Annotated in this window: 19 protein-coding genes; 10 read left to right on the forward strand and 9 right to left on the reverse strand. The window is 65.8% G+C overall.

The window, feature by feature from the left end; translation table 11 throughout:
* Positions 1 to 2: 2 nt before the first annotated feature.
* From QE452_RS07275 to QE452_RS07295, 5 genes are all read right to left on the reverse strand, one after another.
* Positions 3 to 629, reverse strand: a complete 627-nt coding sequence (locus QE452_RS07275; protein ID WP_309658896.1) for an SOS response-associated peptidase family protein — start codon at positions 627 to 629, stop codon at positions 3 to 5.
* Between the two features lie 342 nt (positions 630 to 971).
* On the reverse strand, positions 972 to 1,856 hold the full coding sequence (locus tag QE452_RS07280; RefSeq protein WP_309658895.1) for a transporter: 885 nt from the start codon (positions 1,854 to 1,856) through the stop codon (positions 972 to 974).
* A gap of 54 nt (positions 1,857 to 1,910) precedes the next feature.
* Positions 1,911 to 2,372: a flavin reductase family protein gene (locus tag QE452_RS07285; protein WP_309729800.1), complete on the reverse strand. Its 462-nt coding sequence runs from the start codon at positions 2,370 to 2,372 to the stop codon at positions 1,911 to 1,913.
* Between the two features lie 52 nt (positions 2,373 to 2,424).
* On the reverse strand, positions 2,425 to 3,576 hold the full coding sequence (locus QE452_RS07290) for an LLM class flavin-dependent oxidoreductase (protein ID WP_309658893.1): 1,152 nt from the start codon (positions 3,574 to 3,576) through the stop codon (positions 2,425 to 2,427).
* A gap of 185 nt (positions 3,577 to 3,761) precedes the next feature.
* A complete protein-coding gene (locus QE452_RS07295; RefSeq protein ID WP_309658892.1) occupies positions 3,762 to 4,565 on the reverse strand; it encodes a CoA ester lyase in 804 nt (267 codons plus the stop codon).
* A 210-nt stretch (positions 4,566 to 4,775) separates the two neighbouring features.
* Between QE452_RS07295 and QE452_RS07300 the strand changes: the two genes are divergently transcribed.
* The 10 genes from QE452_RS07300 (at position 4,776) to QE452_RS07345 (ending at position 15,184) form a co-directional block, all read left to right on the forward strand.
* Positions 4,776 to 5,903, forward strand: coding sequence for a CaiB/BaiF CoA-transferase family protein (locus QE452_RS07300; RefSeq protein ID WP_309658891.1), 1,128 nt, complete (start codon positions 4,776 to 4,778; stop codon positions 5,901 to 5,903).
* Positions 5,904 to 5,949: 46 nt separating this feature from the next.
* On the forward strand, positions 5,950 to 6,897 hold the full coding sequence (locus QE452_RS07305; protein WP_309658890.1) for a LysR substrate-binding domain-containing protein: 948 nt from the start codon (positions 5,950 to 5,952) through the stop codon (positions 6,895 to 6,897).
* A gap of 129 nt (positions 6,898 to 7,026) precedes the next feature.
* Positions 7,027 to 8,484: an aldehyde dehydrogenase family protein gene (locus QE452_RS07310; protein ID WP_309658889.1), complete on the forward strand. Its 1,458-nt coding sequence runs from the start codon at positions 7,027 to 7,029 to the stop codon at positions 8,482 to 8,484.
* A 129-nt stretch (positions 8,485 to 8,613) separates the two neighbouring features.
* On the forward strand, positions 8,614 to 9,819 hold the full coding sequence (locus tag QE452_RS07315) for an iron-containing alcohol dehydrogenase (RefSeq protein WP_309729803.1): 1,206 nt from the start codon (positions 8,614 to 8,616) through the stop codon (positions 9,817 to 9,819).
* Positions 9,816 to 10,742 carry a glutathione S-transferase family protein gene (locus QE452_RS07320; RefSeq protein WP_309658887.1) on the forward strand — a complete coding sequence of 309 codons (927 nt, stop codon included), beginning with the start codon at positions 9,816 to 9,818 and terminating at the stop codon, positions 10,740 to 10,742. The genes QE452_RS07315 and QE452_RS07320 overlap by 4 nt, the downstream gene beginning before the upstream one ends.
* On the forward strand, positions 10,742 to 11,338 hold the full coding sequence (locus QE452_RS07325) for a glutathione S-transferase family protein (RefSeq protein WP_309658886.1): 597 nt from the start codon (positions 10,742 to 10,744) through the stop codon (positions 11,336 to 11,338). Before QE452_RS07320 ends, QE452_RS07325 begins: the two co-directional genes overlap by 1 nt.
* 10 nt (positions 11,339 to 11,348) lie before the next feature.
* Positions 11,349 to 11,759, forward strand: a complete 411-nt coding sequence (locus QE452_RS07330; protein WP_309658885.1) for an ester cyclase — start codon at positions 11,349 to 11,351, stop codon at positions 11,757 to 11,759.
* A 77-nt stretch (positions 11,760 to 11,836) separates the two neighbouring features.
* Positions 11,837 to 12,583, forward strand: a complete 747-nt coding sequence (locus tag QE452_RS07335; protein WP_309658884.1) for an SDR family oxidoreductase — start codon at positions 11,837 to 11,839, stop codon at positions 12,581 to 12,583.
* A gap of 11 nt (positions 12,584 to 12,594) precedes the next feature.
* Entirely contained in the window at positions 12,595 to 13,698 is a 1,104-nt protein-coding gene (locus QE452_RS07340; RefSeq protein ID WP_309658883.1) for an NAD(P)-dependent alcohol dehydrogenase, read from the forward strand.
* A gap of 13 nt (positions 13,699 to 13,711) precedes the next feature.
* The gene (locus QE452_RS07345) at positions 13,712 to 15,184 is read left to right on the forward strand and encodes an aldehyde dehydrogenase family protein (RefSeq protein WP_309729807.1); all 1,473 of its coding nucleotides are present in this window, start codon (positions 13,712 to 13,714) and stop codon (positions 15,182 to 15,184) included.
* 71 nt (positions 15,185 to 15,255) lie between these two features.
* Here the strand turns inward: QE452_RS07345 and QE452_RS07350 are convergent, their stop codons facing one another.
* The 4 genes from QE452_RS07350 to QE452_RS07365 form a co-directional block, all read right to left on the reverse strand.
* On the reverse strand, positions 15,256 to 15,393 hold the full coding sequence (locus QE452_RS07350; protein WP_309658881.1) for a hypothetical protein: 138 nt from the start codon (positions 15,391 to 15,393) through the stop codon (positions 15,256 to 15,258).
* 182 nt (positions 15,394 to 15,575) lie between these two features.
* Entirely contained in the window at positions 15,576 to 16,046 is a 471-nt protein-coding gene (locus QE452_RS07355; protein WP_309658880.1) for a transposase, read from the reverse strand.
* 175 nt (positions 16,047 to 16,221) lie between these two features.
* Positions 16,222 to 18,030: an ABC transporter ATP-binding protein gene (locus QE452_RS07360; RefSeq protein WP_309658879.1), complete on the reverse strand. Its 1,809-nt coding sequence runs from the start codon at positions 18,028 to 18,030 to the stop codon at positions 16,222 to 16,224.
* A 443-nt stretch (positions 18,031 to 18,473) separates the two neighbouring features.
* A complete protein-coding gene (locus QE452_RS07365) occupies positions 18,474 to 21,155 on the reverse strand; it encodes a GAF domain-containing protein (RefSeq protein WP_309658878.1) in 2,682 nt (893 codons plus the stop codon).
* Positions 21,156 to 21,378: the final 223 nt, after the last annotated feature.

The raw sequence follows: 21,378 nt of genomic DNA on the forward strand, positions 1-21,378 counted from the left end.
GGTCAGGCGACGCTCATCAGCTGCGAGGGATAGGCGTTCAGCATCGTCAGCGCCTCCTCGACCGGGGCGGTCAGCCAGCGCTCCTGGTCCTCGGCCAGCAGGATGACCGGCATCGCCTTGGGGTGCTTGGGCGCGACCAATGGATTCGGCTCCGTCGTGCAGAAGGCATAGACCCGGTCATGATCCTGGTCGACCTTCCACAGTCCGGCGAAGCACGGCAGCGCCTGATCCTCGACGGTGAACCACCAGTTGGTGTCACCGGGAACCTGCCGGTCGGCGATGGCCTTAGGTTCGGCAAAGCGCGTGAACGGCACCAGACAGCGGTGCTCCGCCTTCATCAGCCATGGCTTCCACATATTGCTCTGCATGTTCCGCGCGTTCGTCCACCAGTCGTAGAGGAAGGGCAGTTCTCCCTCACGCGCCGGCCGCTTGCGTGGTTTGCGCGTCGGAAAGCCCCAGCGCATCGTGCTCAGCACACGCTCCCCGCCCTCCAGCCGGACGACATAGCCGGGCTTGCCGGGTGCCGCGTAATCCTTCTCGACCATCAGGACGTTGGCCGCATCATCGACCGCGGCGAGTGCGTCGAAATAGCTGCGAGGGTCGACCTTGATGTTGTAAAGGTTACACATTCCCGCCTTCGATCACGACCGGTAGCGCGAGACAAGCCTCTTCCAGGTCGCGGCATCCGAATACGGCAAAGGTGCGCCGGTCGGTACATCACGGCCGATCGCCAGACGCGGACGCCGGACCTGCCCCGCCGCCTGGCAGACGGAGCAGCATAGCCGCCGCCCCATTTCCCCAGGTCATACCGCGTCTCTACGACGCTATGCGCGCCGTGCGGGGTGGCGAGCACAGGGTCGCCCTCCGACCGGCTCGGGCCTCCGTCATGATCCCTGCAACCGGCGATAGTGCCTCGCGCCTGCCACGCCGCGCACCCACAGGGTGGCAGGACAGGCAGGCACCATCCGATGTCACTTCGTACAGTCGGCGCTCAGCGGACAGCGAACCGTTCCGGCCGGCGGCGGGGTCTTGGCAATCCACAAGGGGATCGAGATGAAGGCCTGCGCCCGCCGCTCGCTGCCACCGTAATTCTTCTGATAGACGTCACCGGTCAGCTTGAGCTGGACGTTGAACTTGCCGAAGTTATACCCGACCAAGGGCCCGATCCCGACCTGGGATTGCAGGCGGTAGGTCGAGACGGGACGCTCGGTGTCGAGGGACCCGTAGCCCAATGCACCGATTTCCAGCTTGCCGAACGTTCGGGTATAGGTGAGGTCCACGTTCAGATAGTTCGGGGACCGCGGGCCGCTGGCGCGAAGCGTGTAACCGCGCAGGACGTTCAGCGAAAAATGCTCTTTCGGCGTGAAATAGGTGACGCCGGCGCGAGGCTCGATCGTCCCATATGGAAGGGCGATCGCACCTTTTTGTCCGATCCACCCCCCAAGCCGAACACCCGCGCCCCAGTTGTTGCCGAGATCCCAAGTCGCCTGGGTCCCGACATAGGTGTTGAACAGGCCGGACCGGTGAAAGGCACCGTTGCGGACGCGTACATCGAGATAGACCGGCGCGGCGAGAAAGGTGATGCGGGCCTTGGCGATTTCGAGATCGGGTTGATATACGAAAAAGGGCGTGAAGAACTTGACCACCGTGTCGGGGTTCGTACTCCGCTCGGATATGTTCGGAATAAGGACGAGGAACAAGCCTTCCGGCAGCTTCGCGTAATTCGGAATGCCGGTCGAGAAACCCGGTTGCGTTACCGAGCCGGCGCTGGCTGAGGTGCTTGCACTGCTACCCACGATAATCGCGGACAATGCCAATGTCGCGCGCATGACCGCATAAGACTGCCGATGCCACATGCTATCCTCCCATGAGATTATTTTTTGTTTGCCAGCGGCTTGGAGCCGATGGCGTCATTCGGACCAAGGATCGGTCGCCAGGGCGAACCGGCCGTCCCTCCAGAGCAATGCGTCGCTGCCGGGCCCCAGCCGGACGTCGGCGACCTTGCCGACGAACAGCGAGTGACTGCCATATTCGAACTCCGCATCGATCCGGCACGACAGCGCCATGACCGCATCGATGAGGATCGGTACGCCCTCGTCGCCTATCACCCAGCGGTCGCCGGCAAACCGATCGCCGCGGCGCGTGCCGTCGCTGAAGAGCGTGACCAGGTCCCGATCGCTCTCTCCCAGCAGGTTGATGCCGAACGCCCGTCCTTTCCAGATCGGCGCATGCAGGCTGGCGGCCCGATTGACGCCGACCACGACCGAGGGCGGTTCGGCACACATCGCCGAACAGGAGGTCGCCGCCATGCCGAAGGGAACGCCGTCGTCGCAACCGGTGACCAGTACCACCGATGCGGTAAGCCGCCGCATCGCCGCCTTAAATGCCTGGGCCAGCGCTATTTCGGTCGGAGCGCCCACCTTCTCATGCCGATCGAGCGAAGCTGCGACGCAGACCCGCCTGCTCGAGCAGCGGCATCATGGTCTTTTCCCACCGCGCGATACCGTCGGTATAGTCCACCCAGGTCAGCGAAATGCCGTCCAGCCCGATATCCGATAGCGCCTGGATCGTGTCGACGATGTGCTCCGGCGTCCCGACCAGCGGATAACCGCCCCAGCCGGCCTTGAAGTGAAACTTGAACCGCTGTTGTTCCTCGGGCGAGAAGATGCCCGTCTCCACGCCCAGCGTGCGCAGGATATTATCCGTCGCCTCGTCGTCGCCATGTTCGGTCGCGTAGTAATGCAGGAAGTCGTCCGCTTCCTTCTGCGTCTCACGCTGCACGACATAGACATAGGTCCATACCTGAATGTCGCGGTTGTACCGTTCGCGCGCGAGATCCTTGTACTTCGCGATCTGGGCACGCGCCTTGTCCATGTCGACGGGATCGAGCAGCAGATAGACCATCTCGCAATTGCGTGCGGCGAAATCCATGCCCTTGGGTGATCCGCCGGCATTCATCAGCGGCGGAAAAGGCTTCTGGATCGGCTTGGGCTGCGCGAACCCCTTCTTGATGTTGAAGAATTTACCCTCGAAGTCGAAATAATCGTCGCGACTCCAGAACATCTTGACGACGTCGATCCACTCCTGCGCATAGTCGTAGCGCAGGTCGTGCTCCATCATCTTGCCGCCGAACATCTCCATTTCGGGCGTGAACCAGCCGCAGACGATATTGATGCCGTAACGGCCACCGCTGATGTGATCGACAGTGACCGCTTCCTTGGCCGCGACGATGGGGTGGATCGTCGGGACATGCTGGGTCGCCATGACCGCCGGATTCCGCGTCCCGGCACCGAGGCCCGCCGCCCAGGTCGCGGTTTCGAAGCAGATGCCGTTGAAGTTGGTCGGCCCGTCGAAGCCGCGCCAACGCCCCAGCGGCACCAGCGCCTCGAACCCCATCCGATCGGCCGCCTGCGCCATCTTCAGGTCGCGATCCCAGTCCGGGATGTGCCGCTCCGGCGCCATGGTGACGGCACAGCCGTTGCTCGCGTTGAAGCCGAACACGCCAAGCTTCATCTTGTTGTCGTTGAATATCGGATTGGTATGTTCGCGGTCGCGACCGTTCATCATCGAGTTCATCGAAGTGCCTCTCCTCATCGGCGCACCACAACGTCCCATTGCCGGAAGGCTGTGTGGAAGTGCTTATCAGCACCTTCTCTCTGATGACGATGAGACTACGCCGATCAGATGGCGTCCATTCGCAAATCCCTATGACTGTTATAGCAAGACGCTTGGGGCCTGCACCGATGATGGGGCGACCCCGATCATTTCACCATCGCATCGTGTCGGGCGATGATCCGCTCCGCGCGCCGCAAGACGGGCGCATCGACCATGGTGCCAGCGACCGACAGGGCACCGCCGCCGGCTGTGCTTTCGACGGCGGCGGCGAGAATGCGGCGCGCCCAGGCCACCTCTGTCACATCGGGGCTCAGCCCGGCGGCGGCCGGGGCGATCTGTGCGGGGTGGATCAGCAGTTTTCCCCCGAACCCCATGCGCGCCGCATAGCGGGCATCATCCTCGATCTGCGCGGCATCGTCGATCGCCGTCGTCACGCCGTCCAGCGGCGCTGCGATGCCCGCAAGACGACTGGCCATGACCAATTCCATCCGAGCCATAGTCAGCACGTCCCGGTCGTGCGCACAGCCGAAATCGACGGCGAAGTCGAGGGATCCGAAGGCAAGCCGCGCCGAGCCGGTCGCGATCGCCCGCGCTGCGGCCAGGCCGCGAGCGGTTTCGATCAGCGAGACGATCTCGCGGCCACATGCCGTTCCGACGGTCATGACGTCTTCGGCGCGCTCCGCCTTTGCCAGCATGATCCCGGCAAGGGGCAAGTCGCGCGCGACGGCGAGATCCTCGGCATGATCGTTCGTGCCTACCGCGTTGATCCTGAGAAGGACCGGCACCGGCGCAGCGGCGATCCGCGACGCCAGCCTGCGTAGGCCGTCGCGCGCGCCGGTACGCGCCGAGGGCGACACCGCGTCTTCGAGGTCGAGGATGATCGCGTCCGCATGGGATGCGACAGCCTTGTCGAACCGGTCGAGCCGGTCCGCCGGCAGGAACAGGGGCAAGGCCAGGGTCTGGAGCGGGGATGGGAGGTTGGTCATGACGGCGTCATGCCATCCCGCCGCATCGGCGATCCCATATCATCCTGCGCTTACCGCCATGCGATCGATCGATCGCCCATAACAACACGCTATGAGAGCCTGACCGCAACCCTATTGGCCATCATGGTGCCGGAGCGTCACGGTAGCGCCTTTGTTATTCGAGGTAAGGCCGACGTGAACAGCGATCTAGCGGATATCACCGTCGTCTCGGTCGAGCAGGCGGTCGCCGCCCCCTATCTGTCGAGCCGTCTCGCCGATGCCGGTGCGCGCGTCATCAAGGTGGAGCGCCCGGAGGGCGATTTCGCGCGCGGCTACGACCATCTCGTCCAGGGGGAGAGCGCCTATTTCGTGTGGCTCAATCGCGGCAAGGAGTCGGTCCGGCTCGATCTCAAGGCCGAAGAGGACCGGGACATGCTCGCCCGGATGATCGCCTCCGCCGATGTGTTCATCCAGAACCTCGCGCCCGGTGCGATCGACAAGCTCGGCTTCGCGCCGGCGGACCTTCGCGCGCGCGATCCGCGCCTCATCACCTGCTCGATCTCGGGCTATGGGCTGGAGGGTCCCTATCGCGACCTCAAGGCCTATGACCTGCTCGTCCAGGCCGAAAGCGGACTGTCGACGATCACCGGCAACGAACATGGGATGGCGCGGGTCGGCGTTTCGGTGTGCGACATTGCCGCGGGGATGACCGCCTTCCAGGCAGTTCTTCAGGCGCTGATCGGGCGGATGAAGACGGGTCGGGGGCGTCACATCGACGTGTCGCTGTTCCACGCGCTCGCCGATTGGATGAACGTGCCGTATCTCCAATATGTCTATGGCGGCAAGGAGCCGGCGCGGTCGGGGCTCAACCACCCGACGATCGCGCCCTATGGCGCCTATAGGTGCCGCGACGGCGCGGCCGTGCTCTTCTCGATCCAGAACGAGCGCGAATGGGCGAACCTGTGCCGCGAGGTGCTGCGGCAGCCCGAGGTGGCGACCGATCCGCGCTTCGTCGGCAACAGCGCGCGCGTTCAGCACCGCGATGCGCTGGACGCGATCGTGACCGCCGCCTTCGCCATCGTCGATCGACCGGAGATGATCGAGCGGCTGGAGCGCGCCCGGATCGCCTATGGCCGGGTCAGTTCGATGGCCGACCTCGCCGCCCATCCGCAGAACCGGTTCGTCACCGTCGAAACACCGGCCGGCCCCGTTCGCTACCTTGCACCGGGCGCGCGCATCGACAATCAGGATCCGGCATTCGGTGCCGTGCCGGCGCTGGGTGAGCATGACGCGGCGTTGCGATCGGAGTACGCATCACGATAATCGGATACAGTCCGCCCCTCGCGCGGCATAGGGAAAGGCCCGGGGTTTGGACGTCAGACAGCTTCGCTACTTCATCGCGATCGTCGAATGCGGTTCCATCTCGCGGGCGGCGCAGCGGCTGAACGTCGCACAGCCGTCGCTCAGCCTCCATGTCCGCAACATGGAGGAGGACATGGGCGTCAAGCTGCTGTTCCGCACCGCACAGGGCGTGCAGGCGACCGAGGCCGGCGCGCTCCTCCTCCATCATGCGCGCGAGATCGTCAGCCGTTTCGAGGAGGTGGAACACGCGATCCGCGGCGTGGATGCCGAACCCGCCGGCGAAGTGGCGATCGGTCTGCCCTCGTCCATCGCGGAGGTGCTGGGCGTGCCGCTGGTCCGGGCCGCCCGCGTGGAATTCCCCAAGATCAAGCTCCGCGTGGCCGAGGCGATGAGCGGCTATGTGCTCGACTGGTTGCGGCAGGGTCGGGTCGACCTCGGTCTCTTATACGCGTTCGTCGAGGACCGCGAACTGCGATCGACCGGCGTGCTGACGGAGACGCTGGTTCTGTTCGGGGCGGTCGATGATCCGGCCGTCACCGAGCTGGCATCGGCATCCGACACGATCGGCATGAAACAGCTCGCCGGCATGCCGATGATCCTGCCCAGCCCCGGGCACGGCCTCCGCGACCTGGTGGAGCAGCAGGCCGCCAAGGCCGATGTCGATATCACCACCCAATGGGAGATCGATGCCTATAGCGCGATCAAGTCGTTGGTCGGCGACGGCCTCGGCCTGTCGATCCTTCCCGACCATTCGGTGGCGGCCGAAGTGGCGGCGGGCAAATTGCACGCCTGGCGGTTCGACCCGCCGTTCCAGCGGACGGTCCATATCGTCGAACCCGCCAATCGTCCGGCGACGGCGGCGATGCGCGCCGTGGAGCGACTGTGCCGGCGCACCTTGCGTGTCCTCGTTCGTGACGGTGTGTGGGGTGAGGCCAGGATGCGGACCAGCGTCTGATAATGGGGCATAGCGTAAGCCTATAACCCTGAGCGCAAATCGGTCTTGGCGAGCGTTGAGCCGGACCAGCACATCTACATCCGTCAGATAGGTCGGTGGATGCCACTCGCCGACACTCGAGAGGATCACATGACCGAAGTCACCAAATCGCCAGCGCAGGGTGTGTTCATCGACAATCAGTGGATGGCATCGAAGTCGGGAAAGACGATCGACGTCGTTGCACCGGCCGAGGGCGTGGTCTTTGCCAAGATCGCGGCGGGCAATGGCCAGGACGTGGACGCTGCGGTCGCGGCGGCACGGGCCGCGCTGGCGGGCGACTGGGGCCGTCTGAGCGCGACCGAGCGTGGACGTTTGCTCTCGAAGCTCGGCCTGAAGATCACCGAGCATGCCGAGGAGCTGGCGCAACTCGAGTCCCGCGACACCGGCAAGCCGCTGACCCAGGCGCGCAACGACATGGTCGCCACCGCGCGCTATTTCGAGTTCTACGGCGGTGCGGCGGACAAGGTCCATGGCGACACCATTCCGTTCATGCCCGGCTATTTCGTGACGACCGAACATGTGCCGCACGGCGTGACCGGGCATATCATCCCCTGGAACTACCCCGCACAGATGTTCGGCCGCACGGTCGGTCCCGCGCTGGCGATGGGCAATGCCTGCGTCGTCAAGCCGGCCGAGGACGCGTGCCTCACCCCCTTGCGCCTCGCCGAACTGGCGGCCGAGGTCGGCTTTCCCAAGGGGGCGATCAACATCGTGCCGGGATTGGGCGAGGAAGCGGGCGATGCGCTGGCCAATCATCCCGGTATCGACTTCATCAGCTTCACCGGGAGCCCAGAGGTCGGCACGCTGATCCAGACCGCCGCCGCGAAGAACCATATCGGCGTGACGATGGAACTGGGCGGCAAGAGCCCGCACGTCGTCTTCGCGGACGCGGACATCCCGGCTGCGGCCAAGGTGATCGCGACCAGCATGGTGCAGAATTCCGGCCAGACCTGTTCGGCGGGATCGCGCGTGCTGATCGAGGCATCGGCATTCGATGCGGTGGTCGCCGCGCTCGCCGAGGAATTCGGCAAGCTCACCGCCGGCACGCCGGAGATGGACGGCCCGCTCGGCCCCGTCATCAACGCCACCCAGAAGAAGCGCATCGAGGGTTTCTTCGAGCGCGCGGAGGCGAGCGGCGTTCCCGTGCTGGCGCAGGGCAAGGTCGCCGACGGCGTGCCGGAGGGCGGCTTCTTCGTCGCGCCCCGCATCTATGGACCGGTCCCGCGCGAGAACGAACTGGCGACGCAGGAGGTGTTCGGCCCGGTTCTCGCCGTGCTGCGCTTTGAGGACGAGGAGGACGCGGTGCGCCTCGCCAACGATACCGATTATGGGTTGATGGCGGCGGTGTGGTCGCTCGACGGCAACCGGGCGCTGCGCGTCTCGCGCCAGATCCGCGCGGGCCAGGTCTATATCAACGCCTTCGGTGCGGGCGGCGGCATCGAACTGCCGTTCGGCGGCATGAAGAAGTCCGGTCACGGGCGCGAGAAGGGCTTTGCGGCGCTGCACGATGCATCGACCATCCGCACGACGATCTTCAAGCACGGCTGAGCCGGCGGACCATAGCAGGACGCGATAGCGGCACGACAAAAACGATATTGCGCCCCGCCCGCCGTCGCGCGTTACGAATCTGAGACAGAGCGGCTCCGCAGCGCGGAAGCCGCCGGGAGAGGAACGGCCTTGGTCACCAATTTCTATATGCCGACCCGCGTCGTCGCCGGATCGGGGTCGCTCGCGACCATCGGTCAGGTCGCGCGCGACCTGAAGATGACGCAGGTGCTGGTCGTATCCGATCCGGTCATCTCCGCGCAGCCCTTCCACGCCGCCGCCTGCGAGGTGCTGGCCGACAAGGGCATCGCCGTTACCCGCTTCGACGAGGTCGGGATCGATGCGCGCTGCTCGCATATCGACCAGCAGGGCGAGCGGGTCCGCCGCGAGGGCGTCGACGGCGTGATCTGCATCGGCGGCGGATCGGTGATGTGCACCGGCAAGGGCATCGCGATCGTCGCGACCAACGACAAGCCGATGGCAGAATGCACCGGTGTCGGCGCGTTCGACAAGCGGGCGCTGCCGATGGTGATGGTCCCGACGACTGCCGGCTCAGGTTCCGAGGTGTCGCAATGGACGATCGTCAAGGACGAGGAACGTCATCTGAAGCTGCTCGGCGGCGGCCCGCTGAGCTTTCCGGACGCCGCGATCCTCGATCCCGTCACGCTCGCCTCGCTGCCGATGCGGGTCGCGGCGCTGCCCGCGGTCGATGCGCTGACCCATGCGGTCGAAGCCTATGTCAGCGCAATCGGATCGCCGATCACCGATGCCTTGGCGATTGCGGCGGTGAAGCTGCAGCATGGTTCGCTGCGCGCATCGATCAACTCGGACAACGAGGCGGCGCGGGCCGACAACCTCATCGCCTCGTGCATGGCCAATATCGCCTGCGGCAATGCACGGCTCGGCCATGGCCATGCGCTGTCGCTGCCGATGGAAGGGCATCTCGACCTGCCGCATCCTTACGGCGTCGGCATCCTGCTCCCCCATGTCCTGGCCTTCGACCTCGCCGTGCTGCCCGACAAGGTACGCCCGCTGGCCGAGGCGCTCGACGTCGATACCGCCGGCCTGTCGCGGACCGAATGCATCGAGGCGGCGGCCGAGGCGGTGCGCGACCTGTATCGAGATATCGCCTTTCCGCTCGCCTTCACGCCGGAACAGCTGCCGCGTGACCGCGTCGCGGAGATGGCGCGGCGGGCGGTGCCGGGCCTCTACGCCGGCATCGCGGCGCGAGACTATGACCCGGCCACCGCCCGTCCCGACACGATCATTGCCTGTCCGTCCGCGCGCAAGATGACGGTCGCGCAGGCCGAGGCGATGCTGACGGAGTGCTGCGCATGACCCGCCCGATCCTCCACCATTACGACCTGTCGCCCTTCGCCGAGAAGGTGCGGCTGGCGTTCGGGCACAAGCAGGTCGCGTGGGACTCGGTCGAGGTACCGATCTGGCCGCCGCGTCCCGACATGGTGCCGCTGACGGGCGGTTACCGGCGTATCCCCGCGCTCCAGATCGGTGCGGACGTCTATTGCGACACGGCATTGATCCTGTCCGAACTGGATCGCCGCTATCCCGACCGGGCGCTGTACCCGGCGGGACAGATCGGCGCGGTCACCGCCTTTGCCGCCTGGGCGGATGCGGCGGGGTTCGTGCCTGCGGCGACGCTGACGACGTCGATCATCGGCGACGGCGTGCCGGCGGAATTCATCGCCGACCGGATCGCGTTCATGAAACATGACTTCTCGCTCGCGGCAAGCCGGAAAGCGGCACCGGTCAATCGCCAGCGGGTGACCGCGCTGATCGACATCCTCGCCGACATGCTCAGCGACGGGCGTCCGTTCCTGTTCGGCGATACGCTGTCGGCGGCCGACCTCGCGGCCTATCATCCCCTGTGGTTCGCGCGCGGCAATGGCGGCGAGGCGATCGCCCGGTTGATCCCGCTGGAGGCGCTGGCGCCGTGGATGGACCGGATCGCCGCGATCGGTCACGGCGAGCGCACGACCATGACCGCCGCCGACGCGCTCGCCATGGCCCGCCATGCCTCACCCGATCCGGTCGAGGGCGTCGCCGGCGACGATCCCGGCGGCCTCGTTGCCGGCGATGCGGTGCTGGTTCGGGCCGATCAGGCCAATGATCCCGTGCGCGGCATCCTGGTCGCCGCCAATGCCCGCGAGATCGTGGTGCGGCACGACAGCGACGCCGCCGGCACCGTCCATGTCCACCTGCCGCGACTGGGCTATGCCGTCGTGCGCGAGGGAGATGTCTGATGCGCATTTTGACCAACACGACCTCGCCCTATGCCCGCATCGCGCGTATCGCCCTGGGCGAGAAGGGTTTCGACCTGGCGGGGACCGAGATCGTCAATCCGTGGGAGGACGCGCCCGCGCTGCTGGCGCTGAATAGCGCCGCGCGGGTGCCGGCGCTGGAAACTGACGCCGGGCTGCCGATCACCGAAAGCCTGCTCATCCTGCTGTGGCTCGAGCGGAAGGTGCCCGAGCCTTCGCTGCTGACGGGCGACCTCGATCGGGTCGTCAGCCTGGCGGGGCGAGCGATGGGCGTGATCGATGCGCAGGCGACGATCGTCACCAACCGGATGCAGGTCGATCCCGACTTCGCCCGGCACCGGGTCGGCAAGCGTCGCATCCGGACCATCGTCGACGGTCTGGCCACGCTGGAGGCGGCCCCACCCGTATATGGCGGCGGCACCCCCGACATCGCGGTCATCACGGCCGTCGTCGCGCGCGACTATCTCGACCTGCGGTTCAAGGACGAACCCTGGGTCGCGAGCATGCCCCGTCTCGACGCGCTGGTCACCGCGACCGCCGAGCGCCCCGCCTTCCGCGACACCAAGCCCTATCTCTGAGAGGATCCTCATGACGGCCGATGCCAATGCCCAGCTCGCCCGCGATTATTTCACCGCCTTCGCCGCGAGCGACGAGGCGTGGTGGCGCGAGCATATCGCCGTGGATTTCGTCCGCCACGATCCCGGCCTGCCGTTCGAGGTGCGCGGGATCGAAGGCGTACGCAAGCTGGGTGAGTTCCTTCACGGCAACCTGTCGCAGATCGAGCTGCCGATCGTTGAAACCGTCGCGCAGGGTGACAGCGTGCTGGTCCATCTGCGGGTAAAGGCGATCCATTCGGGCGACGATCTCGGCATTCCCGCCACGGGCAAGCCGGTGGATTTCCAAGTGATGGACCTGTTCCATATCAAGGACGGCAAGCTGACCGAGCATTGGGCGCTGATGGACAATCTGGGGATGCTGCAACAGATCGGCGCGATGTGATCGCGTGACCCGGACGGCGTCGCCCTGACCGTGTCGAACGCCGTTGCCATGCCCGCTTATTGACGCAGGAGCGAATGATGGATCTCAACGGAAAGACCGCCCTCATCACTGGCGCCGCAAGCGGCTTCGGCAAGGCGATGGCGCACCGTTTCGCCGCACTCGGCGCAAGGGTCGCGGTCGTGGATCTAAATGGCGACAAGGCGGCGGAGGTCGCGGCGGCAATCGGTGACGGCAAGGCGATCGGCATTACCGCCGACGTCACGGCGCGCGCGGATCTCGATGCCGCCGTGAAGGCGACGACGGACGCGTTCGGCGTTCCCGACATCGTCATCAACAATGCCGGCATGACGCACAGGAACCAGCCGCTGCTCGACGTCGACGAGGCGACGTTCGACCGGGTCTTCGCGGTGAACGTCAAGTCGATCTACAACATGGTCCAGGCCGTCGTACCGGCGATGCGCGACCATGGCGGCGGGGTGATGCTGAACGTCGGCTCGACCGCCGGCATCCGGCCCAGGCCGGGGCTGACTTGGTATAACGGGTCGAAAGGCGCGACCAACATGCTGTCCAAGTCGCTGGCGGTCGAACTGGCGCCGTGGAAAATCCGCGTCAACGCGATCTGCCCGGTGATGGGCGCGACGCCGATGCTCGCCGACTTCATGGGCGCGCCCGACACGCCCGAAAATCGCGAGAAATTCCTGGGGAGCATCCCACTCGGCCGCCTGTGCGAGCCGGAGGATGTGGCTGACGCTGCGGTCTATCTCGCCACGGCGGACTTCATCACCGGTGTCGCGCTGCCCGTCGACGGTGGCCGGACGATCTGAGGAGAGACGCGATGTACGAAGGCAAGGTCGCGGTCGCGAAGCGGAAGTCCGAGCCGCTCGACGTCATCGACGCCCGGTTCGAAGCCCCCCGCGCCGGCGAGGTGCTGGTCAAGATCGTCGGCACCGGGGTCTGCCACACCGACATGGTGGTGCGCGACCAGGGCTATCCCGTACCGCTGCCACTGGTGCTCGGCCATGAGGGCGCGGGCGTGGTCGAGCAGATCGGCGAGGGCGTGGCCGGCCTGGAGGTCGGCGATCACGTCGTCCTCAGCTATGGTCATTGCGGCCGCTGCGGCGAGTGCCGGTCGGGGCGGCCCGGCTATTGCGCCGAGTTCTACGACCGCAATTTCAAAGGCGCGCGGATGGACGGCAGCCAAGCCGTCTGCGACGCGCACGGCCATCCGCTGGGCAGTGCCTTCTTCGCGCAGTCGAGTTTCGGCACCTATGCGGTCGCGACCGAACGCAACGCCATCCCGATCCGAAAGGACGTGCCGCTGGAACTGATGGGACCGCTCGGCTGCGGCATCCAGACCGGCGCCGGGGCAGTCCTCAATGCGCTGAAACCGCCCGCCGCCTCGTCCATCGCGATCTTCGGGGCGGGCTCGGTCGGGCTTTCCGCGGCGATGGCGGCCTCGGCGATCGGCTGCACCACGATCATCCTGGTCGACCTGCACGACGATCGCCTCGCGCTCGCCCAGGAACTGGGCGCGACGCACGGGATCAACGGCGGCAAAGAAAACGCGGTCGAGCGCATCCGCGAGATCACCGGTGGCGGTGCCAACTTCACGCTGGAATGCACCGGCAACCCGAAAGTGCTGGCACAGGCCGTCGACGCGCTGCGCATTCCCGGTACCTGCGGGCTGATCGGCGCGGCGAACCTGGGCGACTGCGCCAGCCTGGACATGAACACGCTGCTGTTCGGTCGCACCGTGCGCGGCATCATCGAGGGCGACAGCGTGCCGCAGGTCTTCATACCGCAGCTGATCGAATTGTGGCGCGCCGGACGCTTCCCCTTCGACCGGCTCGTCGAATTCTACGACCTGGCCGACATCAACACCGCGATAGAGGATTCGGAAAGCGGCCGGGTCCTCAAGCCCATCGTCCGTCCCGCCTGACAGGAGAGAGATCATGACCGACACGCTGCTCGATCGCCCCGTCGACACCGCCGATGCGGCGCGGGCCGATTTCGCCGCGCCCTATGCGTTGACCATCGGCGGCCAGCGGGTGGAAACCAACACCACGTTCGACGTCTTCAACCCCGCCACCAATGCCGTGCTCGCACAGGCACCCGATGGCACGGCGGAGCATATGGAGGCGGCGATCGCCGCGGCGAAGCAGGCGTTCCCGGCCTGGTCGGCGCTGTCCTGGGACGAGCGCGGCGATTATATCGCGCGCTATGCCGATGCGCTGGAGGCCCATCGGGAAGAACTCATCACCCTCCTGACCCTCGAACAGGGCAAGCCGCGCCATTCCATGGCGACCGGTGAGGTCGATGCCTCGATCAAATGGGTGCGCGAAACCGCGACGCGCCGCCTGCCCGACGAGGTGGTCGAGGATAATGCCGACCACATCGTCCTGATCGAACGCACGCCGCTCGGGGTGGTCGGCGCGATCACGCCCTGGAACTTCCCGGTCCTGCTCGGCCTGTGGAAGATCGCGCCGGCGCTGATCAGCGGCAATACGATGGTGATGAAGCCATCGCCCTACACGCCGCTCTGTACGCTGCGCTTCGGCGAGATCGCGCAGGGCATCTTTCCGGCCGGCGTGCTCAACATCGTGTCGGGCGGCAACGCATTGGGTCAGCAACTGGCCGAGCATCCCGATATCGCCAAGGTCAGCTTCACCGGCTCCACCGCGACGGGTCGCAAAGTGATGGCCTCGGGCGCGGGCACGATCAAGCGGGTGACGCTGGAACTGGGCGGCAACGACGCCGCGATCGTGCTGGAGGGTGCGGACTGGAAACCACTGGTGCCGACGCTTTTCTGGGCGGCCTTCGGCAATTCGGGGCAATGGTGCATCGCCTCCAAGCGGCTCTACGTCCATCGCTCGATCCATGCCGACTTCGTCAAGGCGTTCGTCGAATATGGGCGGACCAAGACGGTGGGAGACGGTATGGATGCGGGCACCGACCTGGGTCCGATCCAGAACCGCATGCAGTACGACAAGCTACGCGACCTGTTCGCCGACACCAAGGCGAACCGCTATGCCACCCCGCTCGGCGGGACGATCGACGAGACTCTGGCGGGCAATTTCGTCCCCGTCACCGTGGTCGACAACCCGCCCGAAGACAGCCGCATCGTCCGCGAGGAGCCGTTCGGCCCGATCGTGCCGATCATCGCCTTCGATACGATCGACGAGGTCGTAGCAAAGGCGAACGACACGCAATTCGGGCTGGCCGGATCCGTCTGGGGCCCCGATCGCGACGCCGCGATCGCTGTGGCACGACGTCTGGAAACCGGAACCGTATGGGTGAACGAGATCCACATTCACGGTCTCGAAATCCCGTTCGGCGGGCACAAGCAATCCGGTCTCGGTGTCGAGAACGGCGCGGAAGGTCTTGCGGAGTTTACGAATTCGAAGACGCTGATGTTTCGGAAATAGACCCATGTTCCGGTGTTCGTGCCCCGCTTCCGGCTTGCTGACTTCAGGCGCTCATTCATCTCGGGGGACGGTCACAGGCGGAAGCGGATCGTCCCGCAGATGGTGTGCGGATCGCTCGGGGTGCCGACGATCAATCCGGAATTGCCCGCCTGGATCGTCATGTTCTGGATGTAATCGGCGCCGAGCAAAGTTCGGACCCAGACGATCAACTCCAGCCCATCGGCAAAGCGGTGTCGCTTTGGACGAAAACCTGCCCGTCACCCACGGGCCGCTGGTAATCCAGCCCGGCGTGATCGCGAAGCGTGGTGGCAATGCAAGCCGGCGGCCGGTCAGGCTGCACGGCGTGGTGGCGGCTGTCTGCACGTCCAGCGAGCACAGGCCGGCGGGATAGTTAGCGTATTCGCCGTCCGAATAGGCGAAGCTGGTCGACGCACTGAGGCCCCGGCAGGATCAGCACGGTCACGTCCGCCTCGATTCCCTTCACCGTCACCTGCGGGATGTTGGACAGATAGCCGCGCAACTGCACCGTCTGCGTCAGCGAGGTCTCGACAACGGTCGCCTGGAAGTCGCGGACCTTGGTGTAGGTGCTGTCGATCGCGGTATTCTTCGCGACCACGCCGGCATCCGCCAGCGCGTCGAGCAGCTTGAGCCATAAGCCACGGCGCGACCAGCGGTTGAACCGGCCGCAGATCGTCGTGGATGCTCCGTAATCGGCCGGGCAGTCGCACCAGCGGCAACCAACCGCCAGCACATCCAGCGCTGTCTCAATGCAATGGAAAGTGCCGGCCTGTAGCCTATCGATGCGGAGAGCTTTGCATCGCCGTTGCGCGGGACCGTCGCGCTGCCCGATCCGGGCGACCACCCCTACTCTGCCCCCCCCCCGCTGTTTCGGCGGAAACAGCGCCTAAGAGGCTCGCAGGAGACGATCCTGCCCTCCACTCCGTATTGATCCTGGCTTCCTACATGAACATCGGCGCTATCACCCCGCTTCCCGATCAACGATCCCGATGAGAATGGCGCGCCACCTTCCAAACTGCCTAGACTGCGATCTCCGCGGCGGGTTTTCCCGTCTGCCGCTCGAAGAGCCGGCGGTAATGGCCCTCCTCCGCGCGGAGCAGGGCATCATGCGTGCCATCCTCGACGATGCGGCCTCCCGCGAACACGAGGATGCGATCGAGCGCCCGCACGGTCGAGAGCCGATGCGCGATGACGATCGCGGTGCGGCCCACCATCAGCCGCTCCATCGCCTGCTGGATCGCGGCCTCGCTCTCGGAATCGAGGCTGGAGGTGGCCTCGTCCAGGATCAGGATCGGGGCATCGGCCAGGAAGGCGCGGGCGATCGCGACCCGCTGACGCTCGCCCCCCGACAGTTTCACACCGCGCTCGCCGACCGGCGTGCGATAGCCTTTCGGCAGGGCGGCGATGAAGTCGTGCGCATTGGCCAGCCGCGCCGCCCGCTCGATCTCCGCCTGCGTCGCGCCGGGGCGGCCATAGGCGATGTTGTCGGCCAGCGAGCGGTGGAACAGCACCGGCTCCTGCGGGACGATCGCCACCTGCCGCCGCAGCGACACCTGCGTGACCCGCGCCACGTCCTGATCGTCGATCGTCACCCGACCGCCATCCACATCATAGAGGCGCTGGACCAGCTTGACGAAGCTGGTCTTGCCTGACCCCGAGGGGCCGACCAGGCCAACCCGCTGGCCTGCCGGAATGGTGACGGACAAATGCTCGTAGAGCGAGCGGTCCTGCCCGGCGTAACGGAAGTCCACATTTTCGAATTGGATCGCGCCGCCATGGATGCGGATCGGACGGGCGTCGGGGCGATCGGCGACGCCCAGCGGCTCGCCATGAAGCTCGACCAGCTCCTCCATCTCGTTCACCGCCCGCTGGAACTGGTGGACATACTGCCCGATGTCGCGAAGATAGCCGTTGAGGACCAGATAGCTGGTGACGACATAGGTCATGTCCCCCGCACTGGCATCGCCCCGCGACCATAGCCACAGCGCCCCGCCCGTCACGACGATGCGGATGACCCATAGCAGAGCGAGTTCGCCCGACCCGGCCCAGGTGAACGCCAGCCACGTCCGCAGCGTGCGCCTGCGCCATTTGGCGACGACCGTTGTCAGCCGCGCTTCCTCCCGCGCCTCCGCGCCGAATGCCTTTACCACCGCGTTGGTGCCGATGGCGTCCGCCAGCACCCCGCCCATCCTGGTGTCCCACTGGTTCGACAGACGCGCGATCGGCGCCAGCACCCGCGTCGCCAGCATGATCGTCAGGACGATATAAGCGAGTGCGCCTATTCCCATGACCAAGCCCAGCACCGGCCAGTGCAGCGCAAGCAACGCCACCGTGCCGACCAGCACCGTCAGCGACGGGAGCAGCGACAGCAGCAGCACGTCGTTCAACGTGTCGAGCGCCCACATGCCGCGCGTGATCCGTCGCACGGTGGAGCCGGAAAAGGCGTTGGCATGCCAGTCGGTCGACAGCCGCTGGACCCGAACGAACGCCTCCTGGGTCACGTCGCGCATCATGTTCAGCGTCAACGGCGTGATCGCCCTCCAGCCCAAATGGCGCAGAACCACCATCGCGCCGCCCAGCGCCGCGATGACCGCGAAAGCGCGCCAGGCGCCGGTCGGGTTACCGCCACTCACCGCGTCGATCATGGTGCCGGCGTATAGCGGCACGAACACCTCGGTCAGGGTCGCGAGCAGCATCGCCGCCGCACATCCCGCCGTCAGCCATGGCATCCGCCCCCATAGCCGCAAGGTGAACGCCAGCACCCGACGCACCACGGAGGCGCGCGGAAGCCGGTCCTCGGCATCATAGTCGTCTTCGATCATGGACATATACCCGCGCGTCGGCGCGCGGTCCTTCTATCAGCGATGGTCGGTTTCGGCGTCGCGTACGACCGGAAGCCTCAGTGGCGGAGAAGGCCACCGGTGAGGGGTGCTCCACGGGTGGGCATGATCTGATCGGTCATCGTCGCCCTCCTTCCCGTGAATCGCTGGACAGGGCAGCCATAGCTGATCGAGATTATAGAATCCATGGAGAACGGAAATTTTTGCCGCCATCTCGCGTGCCGTTCCCAACAGCTCATACGGGACGTCCCGAAATGGCTGGAATGAGCGAGCATGGCTTTGCGGACGCACTCAGACCATGTGGAGCCTAATAAAAAGGGTTCGCGCAGATTTGCGACGACAATCGACTTACAAGGAATCGGCTGAAGTTTCAGCGTCGCGACCATGTTCGATCGACACCAGCGCCGAACACGCGTCCCGATCGGGACCCATTATGTGAACATGCCGGGGGTCAGACTGGCAAGGCTCGCCGCCAGTTCCGCGTTCCGGAAAGGCTTGCACAACCGGGGCAGGTCCGGCGCGATCCCTTCCAGTTCCGCATAGCCGGAAACGACGAGCACGGGCAGCGCCGGGTGCATCGTCCGGGCGGTTCGCGCCAGCTCCGCGCCGGTCAGGCCCGGCATCAGGTGATCGGTGACGAGGATGTCTGGTTTGACGCCGCCCTCCAACAGCCCCAGCGCCTCCTTGCCCGATGCGGCCTCCACCACTTCGAAGCCAAGTCCGGACAGCATATGGGCGGTGCTGATGCGGACCAGTTCCTCATCGTCGACCAGCAGGGCGACCCCACGCCCTGCGCCGCTTGGCGATACCAGGAGCATGGCGTCGTCATCGTTCGGCAGAGTCGCGCTGATGGGAAGCCACAGGTCGATCGAGGTTCCAAGGCCGGGTTCGCTGTCGATCGTGAGACCGCCGCCGAGCTGGGCCGCCAGACCATGGACCATCGACAGGCCCAGCCCCGTACCCTTGCCGATGCCCTTGGTGGAGAAGAAGGGCTCGACGGCACGCCGCCGCACTTCGGCGTCCATACCGGTTCCGGTGTCGCGAACGCTGAGGCGAACATAATGGCCGCGGCCGGGCGCACCATCGCAGCCGCCCTCCTGCACGCTGGCGCGGGTGGCCGTGATGGTGAACCGCCCTCCCCGCGGCATGGCGTCGCGGGCGTTGACCGCCAGATTGAGCAACGCCATCTCGAGCTGATTGGCATCGGCCTTGACGGGCGGCAGGTCGGGGAGATCGAGCTGGATCTCGATCGACGACCCCAGTGTCACGCCGATCAGGCCCGACATTCCCTCGATGAGGCGCGATACGTCGACCGCCGTCGGCTGAAGCGGCTGGCGACGGGCAAAGGCGAGCAGCCGCTGCACGAGTGTCTTGGCGCGTTCCGCCGACTGTAATGCACCGTCGATGAGGCGCCGCTCGCGCTCGTTGCCGACGCCCTTGCGCACCAGCATGTCGAGCGAGCCGATGATGGGCGTCAGCAGATTGTTGAAGTCATGCGCCACGCCGCCGGTCAGGCTGCCCATCGCCTCCAGCTTCTGGCTCTGGCGCAGCGCCTCCTGAGTCTCCTGCAACTGCGCCTGATCGCGCAACCGCTGGGTGACGTCGGTGACGAACTGATAGGTGCCGATCGGTTCGCCGGCATCGTCGCGGAGCGTGCGGAACTTGATCTCGTAATAGGGTCGAACGCGTTCCGGATCGCCGAAATCCTCGACGAACGTCACCTCCTCGCCGGACAGGCCGCGTGCCCATCCGGCGCGGACATGAGCCTGTTCCAGCGGCTTGTCGGCGAGAAGATCGAGCATATTGTCGCCGACGCCCGGACGCACACCATAGATGCGCTCGAACTCGTCGGCATTGGCCTTGTTGATCGCGGTGATGACATAGTCGAGGTCGACGGCCATGATCATGACATCGGTGATCTCGAACAGCGTCGCGAAAACATTGCGCTCCGCCATCTGCCCGGCCACCCGCGCTTCAAGCGTCTCGTTCAGCTCGCGGAGATTATCCTCGGCCCGCGCGCGCTCGATGGCGACCTTGACCCGTTCGCCGACCTCCAGGAACAACCCCTCTTCCGAGCATGACCAGCGACGAGGCGTCGCACTTTGCAGAGCGAGCAGGCTGACCCAATGGCCTTCCTCGTACAGGACCACATCGAGATAGGCTCCGACCTGCCTCGCCGCCAATCCGGCCCGAGCCTGGTCGTTGAAGCGTGGATCGATGCTGACATCGTCCGTCTTCACCACCCGATGAGCGCGATAGGCGTTGAGCAGGTCGGGTCCGAACGCCGCGAGATCATGCTCCCCCGCAATCGACTCCACGCCGTTGGTGAAGTCGCGCTCGACCCGCATCACGGTGCCGAAATATTCGGCATAGAAGACGCGGCTCAGGCCGAACCGCTCGCCCAGCCGCTGTACGGCGGCGGAGGCGATATCCGCCGGGGTCTTGAGCGATCGCAGTTCGTCCGAAAGCGCCAAGAGGAAGGCCTGCCGCGCCTCGCTTTCCCGGAGCGCGGCCTGGGACAGGATGCGTTCGATCGCGTCCGCCGCTTGACGGGCGAGGACGTCGAACAGCTTCAGGTCGCGGGCCGATGGCGTATGCGGCTGCGTCCAATAGGTCGACAACAGACCGAGAGCCTTGCCGGATCGGGACAGGAGCGGTGTGATCTGCACGGCACGAACACCCGCCGCGCGATAGGCTATGAGATCATCGCCAGGGGCCGCCACCGCGTCCTGTTCGACATCATGGACCGTGACCCGCCGCCCCGTCGCCAGGGCGGTGCCGCAGGTACCGATGGAGGGTGCGGTTGGCGTCTGCCAATGGGAGGCGGCGTCCGGATCGAAGCCGGAATGGGCGAGGAGCTGCAGACGCTCGCCCCTGTCCAACATATGGATGCTCGCCATCTCGGAACCGACCAGATCCGCGGCGGCGTGGACGATGGCCTCGTAGATCGCCTGAGGCACCTCGTCGCCGACCAGCAGCGTGCTGAGTTCCTGCAACCGCTCCATGGCCGCGACCTGCGCCGCCAGCGCCGCTTCGCTCTCGCTCATGCCGCCACCCGCGCCAGCATGGGTTTCCAGCGGTTCACCGGGGGTGCGAGCGAGATAAGCGTCCATGATTCCGGTCCTTTCGATGCACCTGCCGAAACGGAGGCCGGGATGGATGCGTCTTAGACCCAAAGCGGAAGGACGTCATCGGCGAAAGCATGCCAGACGCAACCATCGCCGCCGACCACGCCGCCCCATCTGAACGCCGTCATTGATGTGCCGGACGATGCCCCAAACCGTTGCACCGCTGGAACGAGATGGCGAAGCCCTTGTTATGCCCGGACAAGGGAGA

It is taken from the genome of Sphingomonas sp. SORGH_AS_0438 (assembly GCF_031453475.1).
In the GTDB taxonomy this organism is placed as follows: domain Bacteria; phylum Pseudomonadota; class Alphaproteobacteria; order Sphingomonadales; family Sphingomonadaceae; genus Sphingomonas.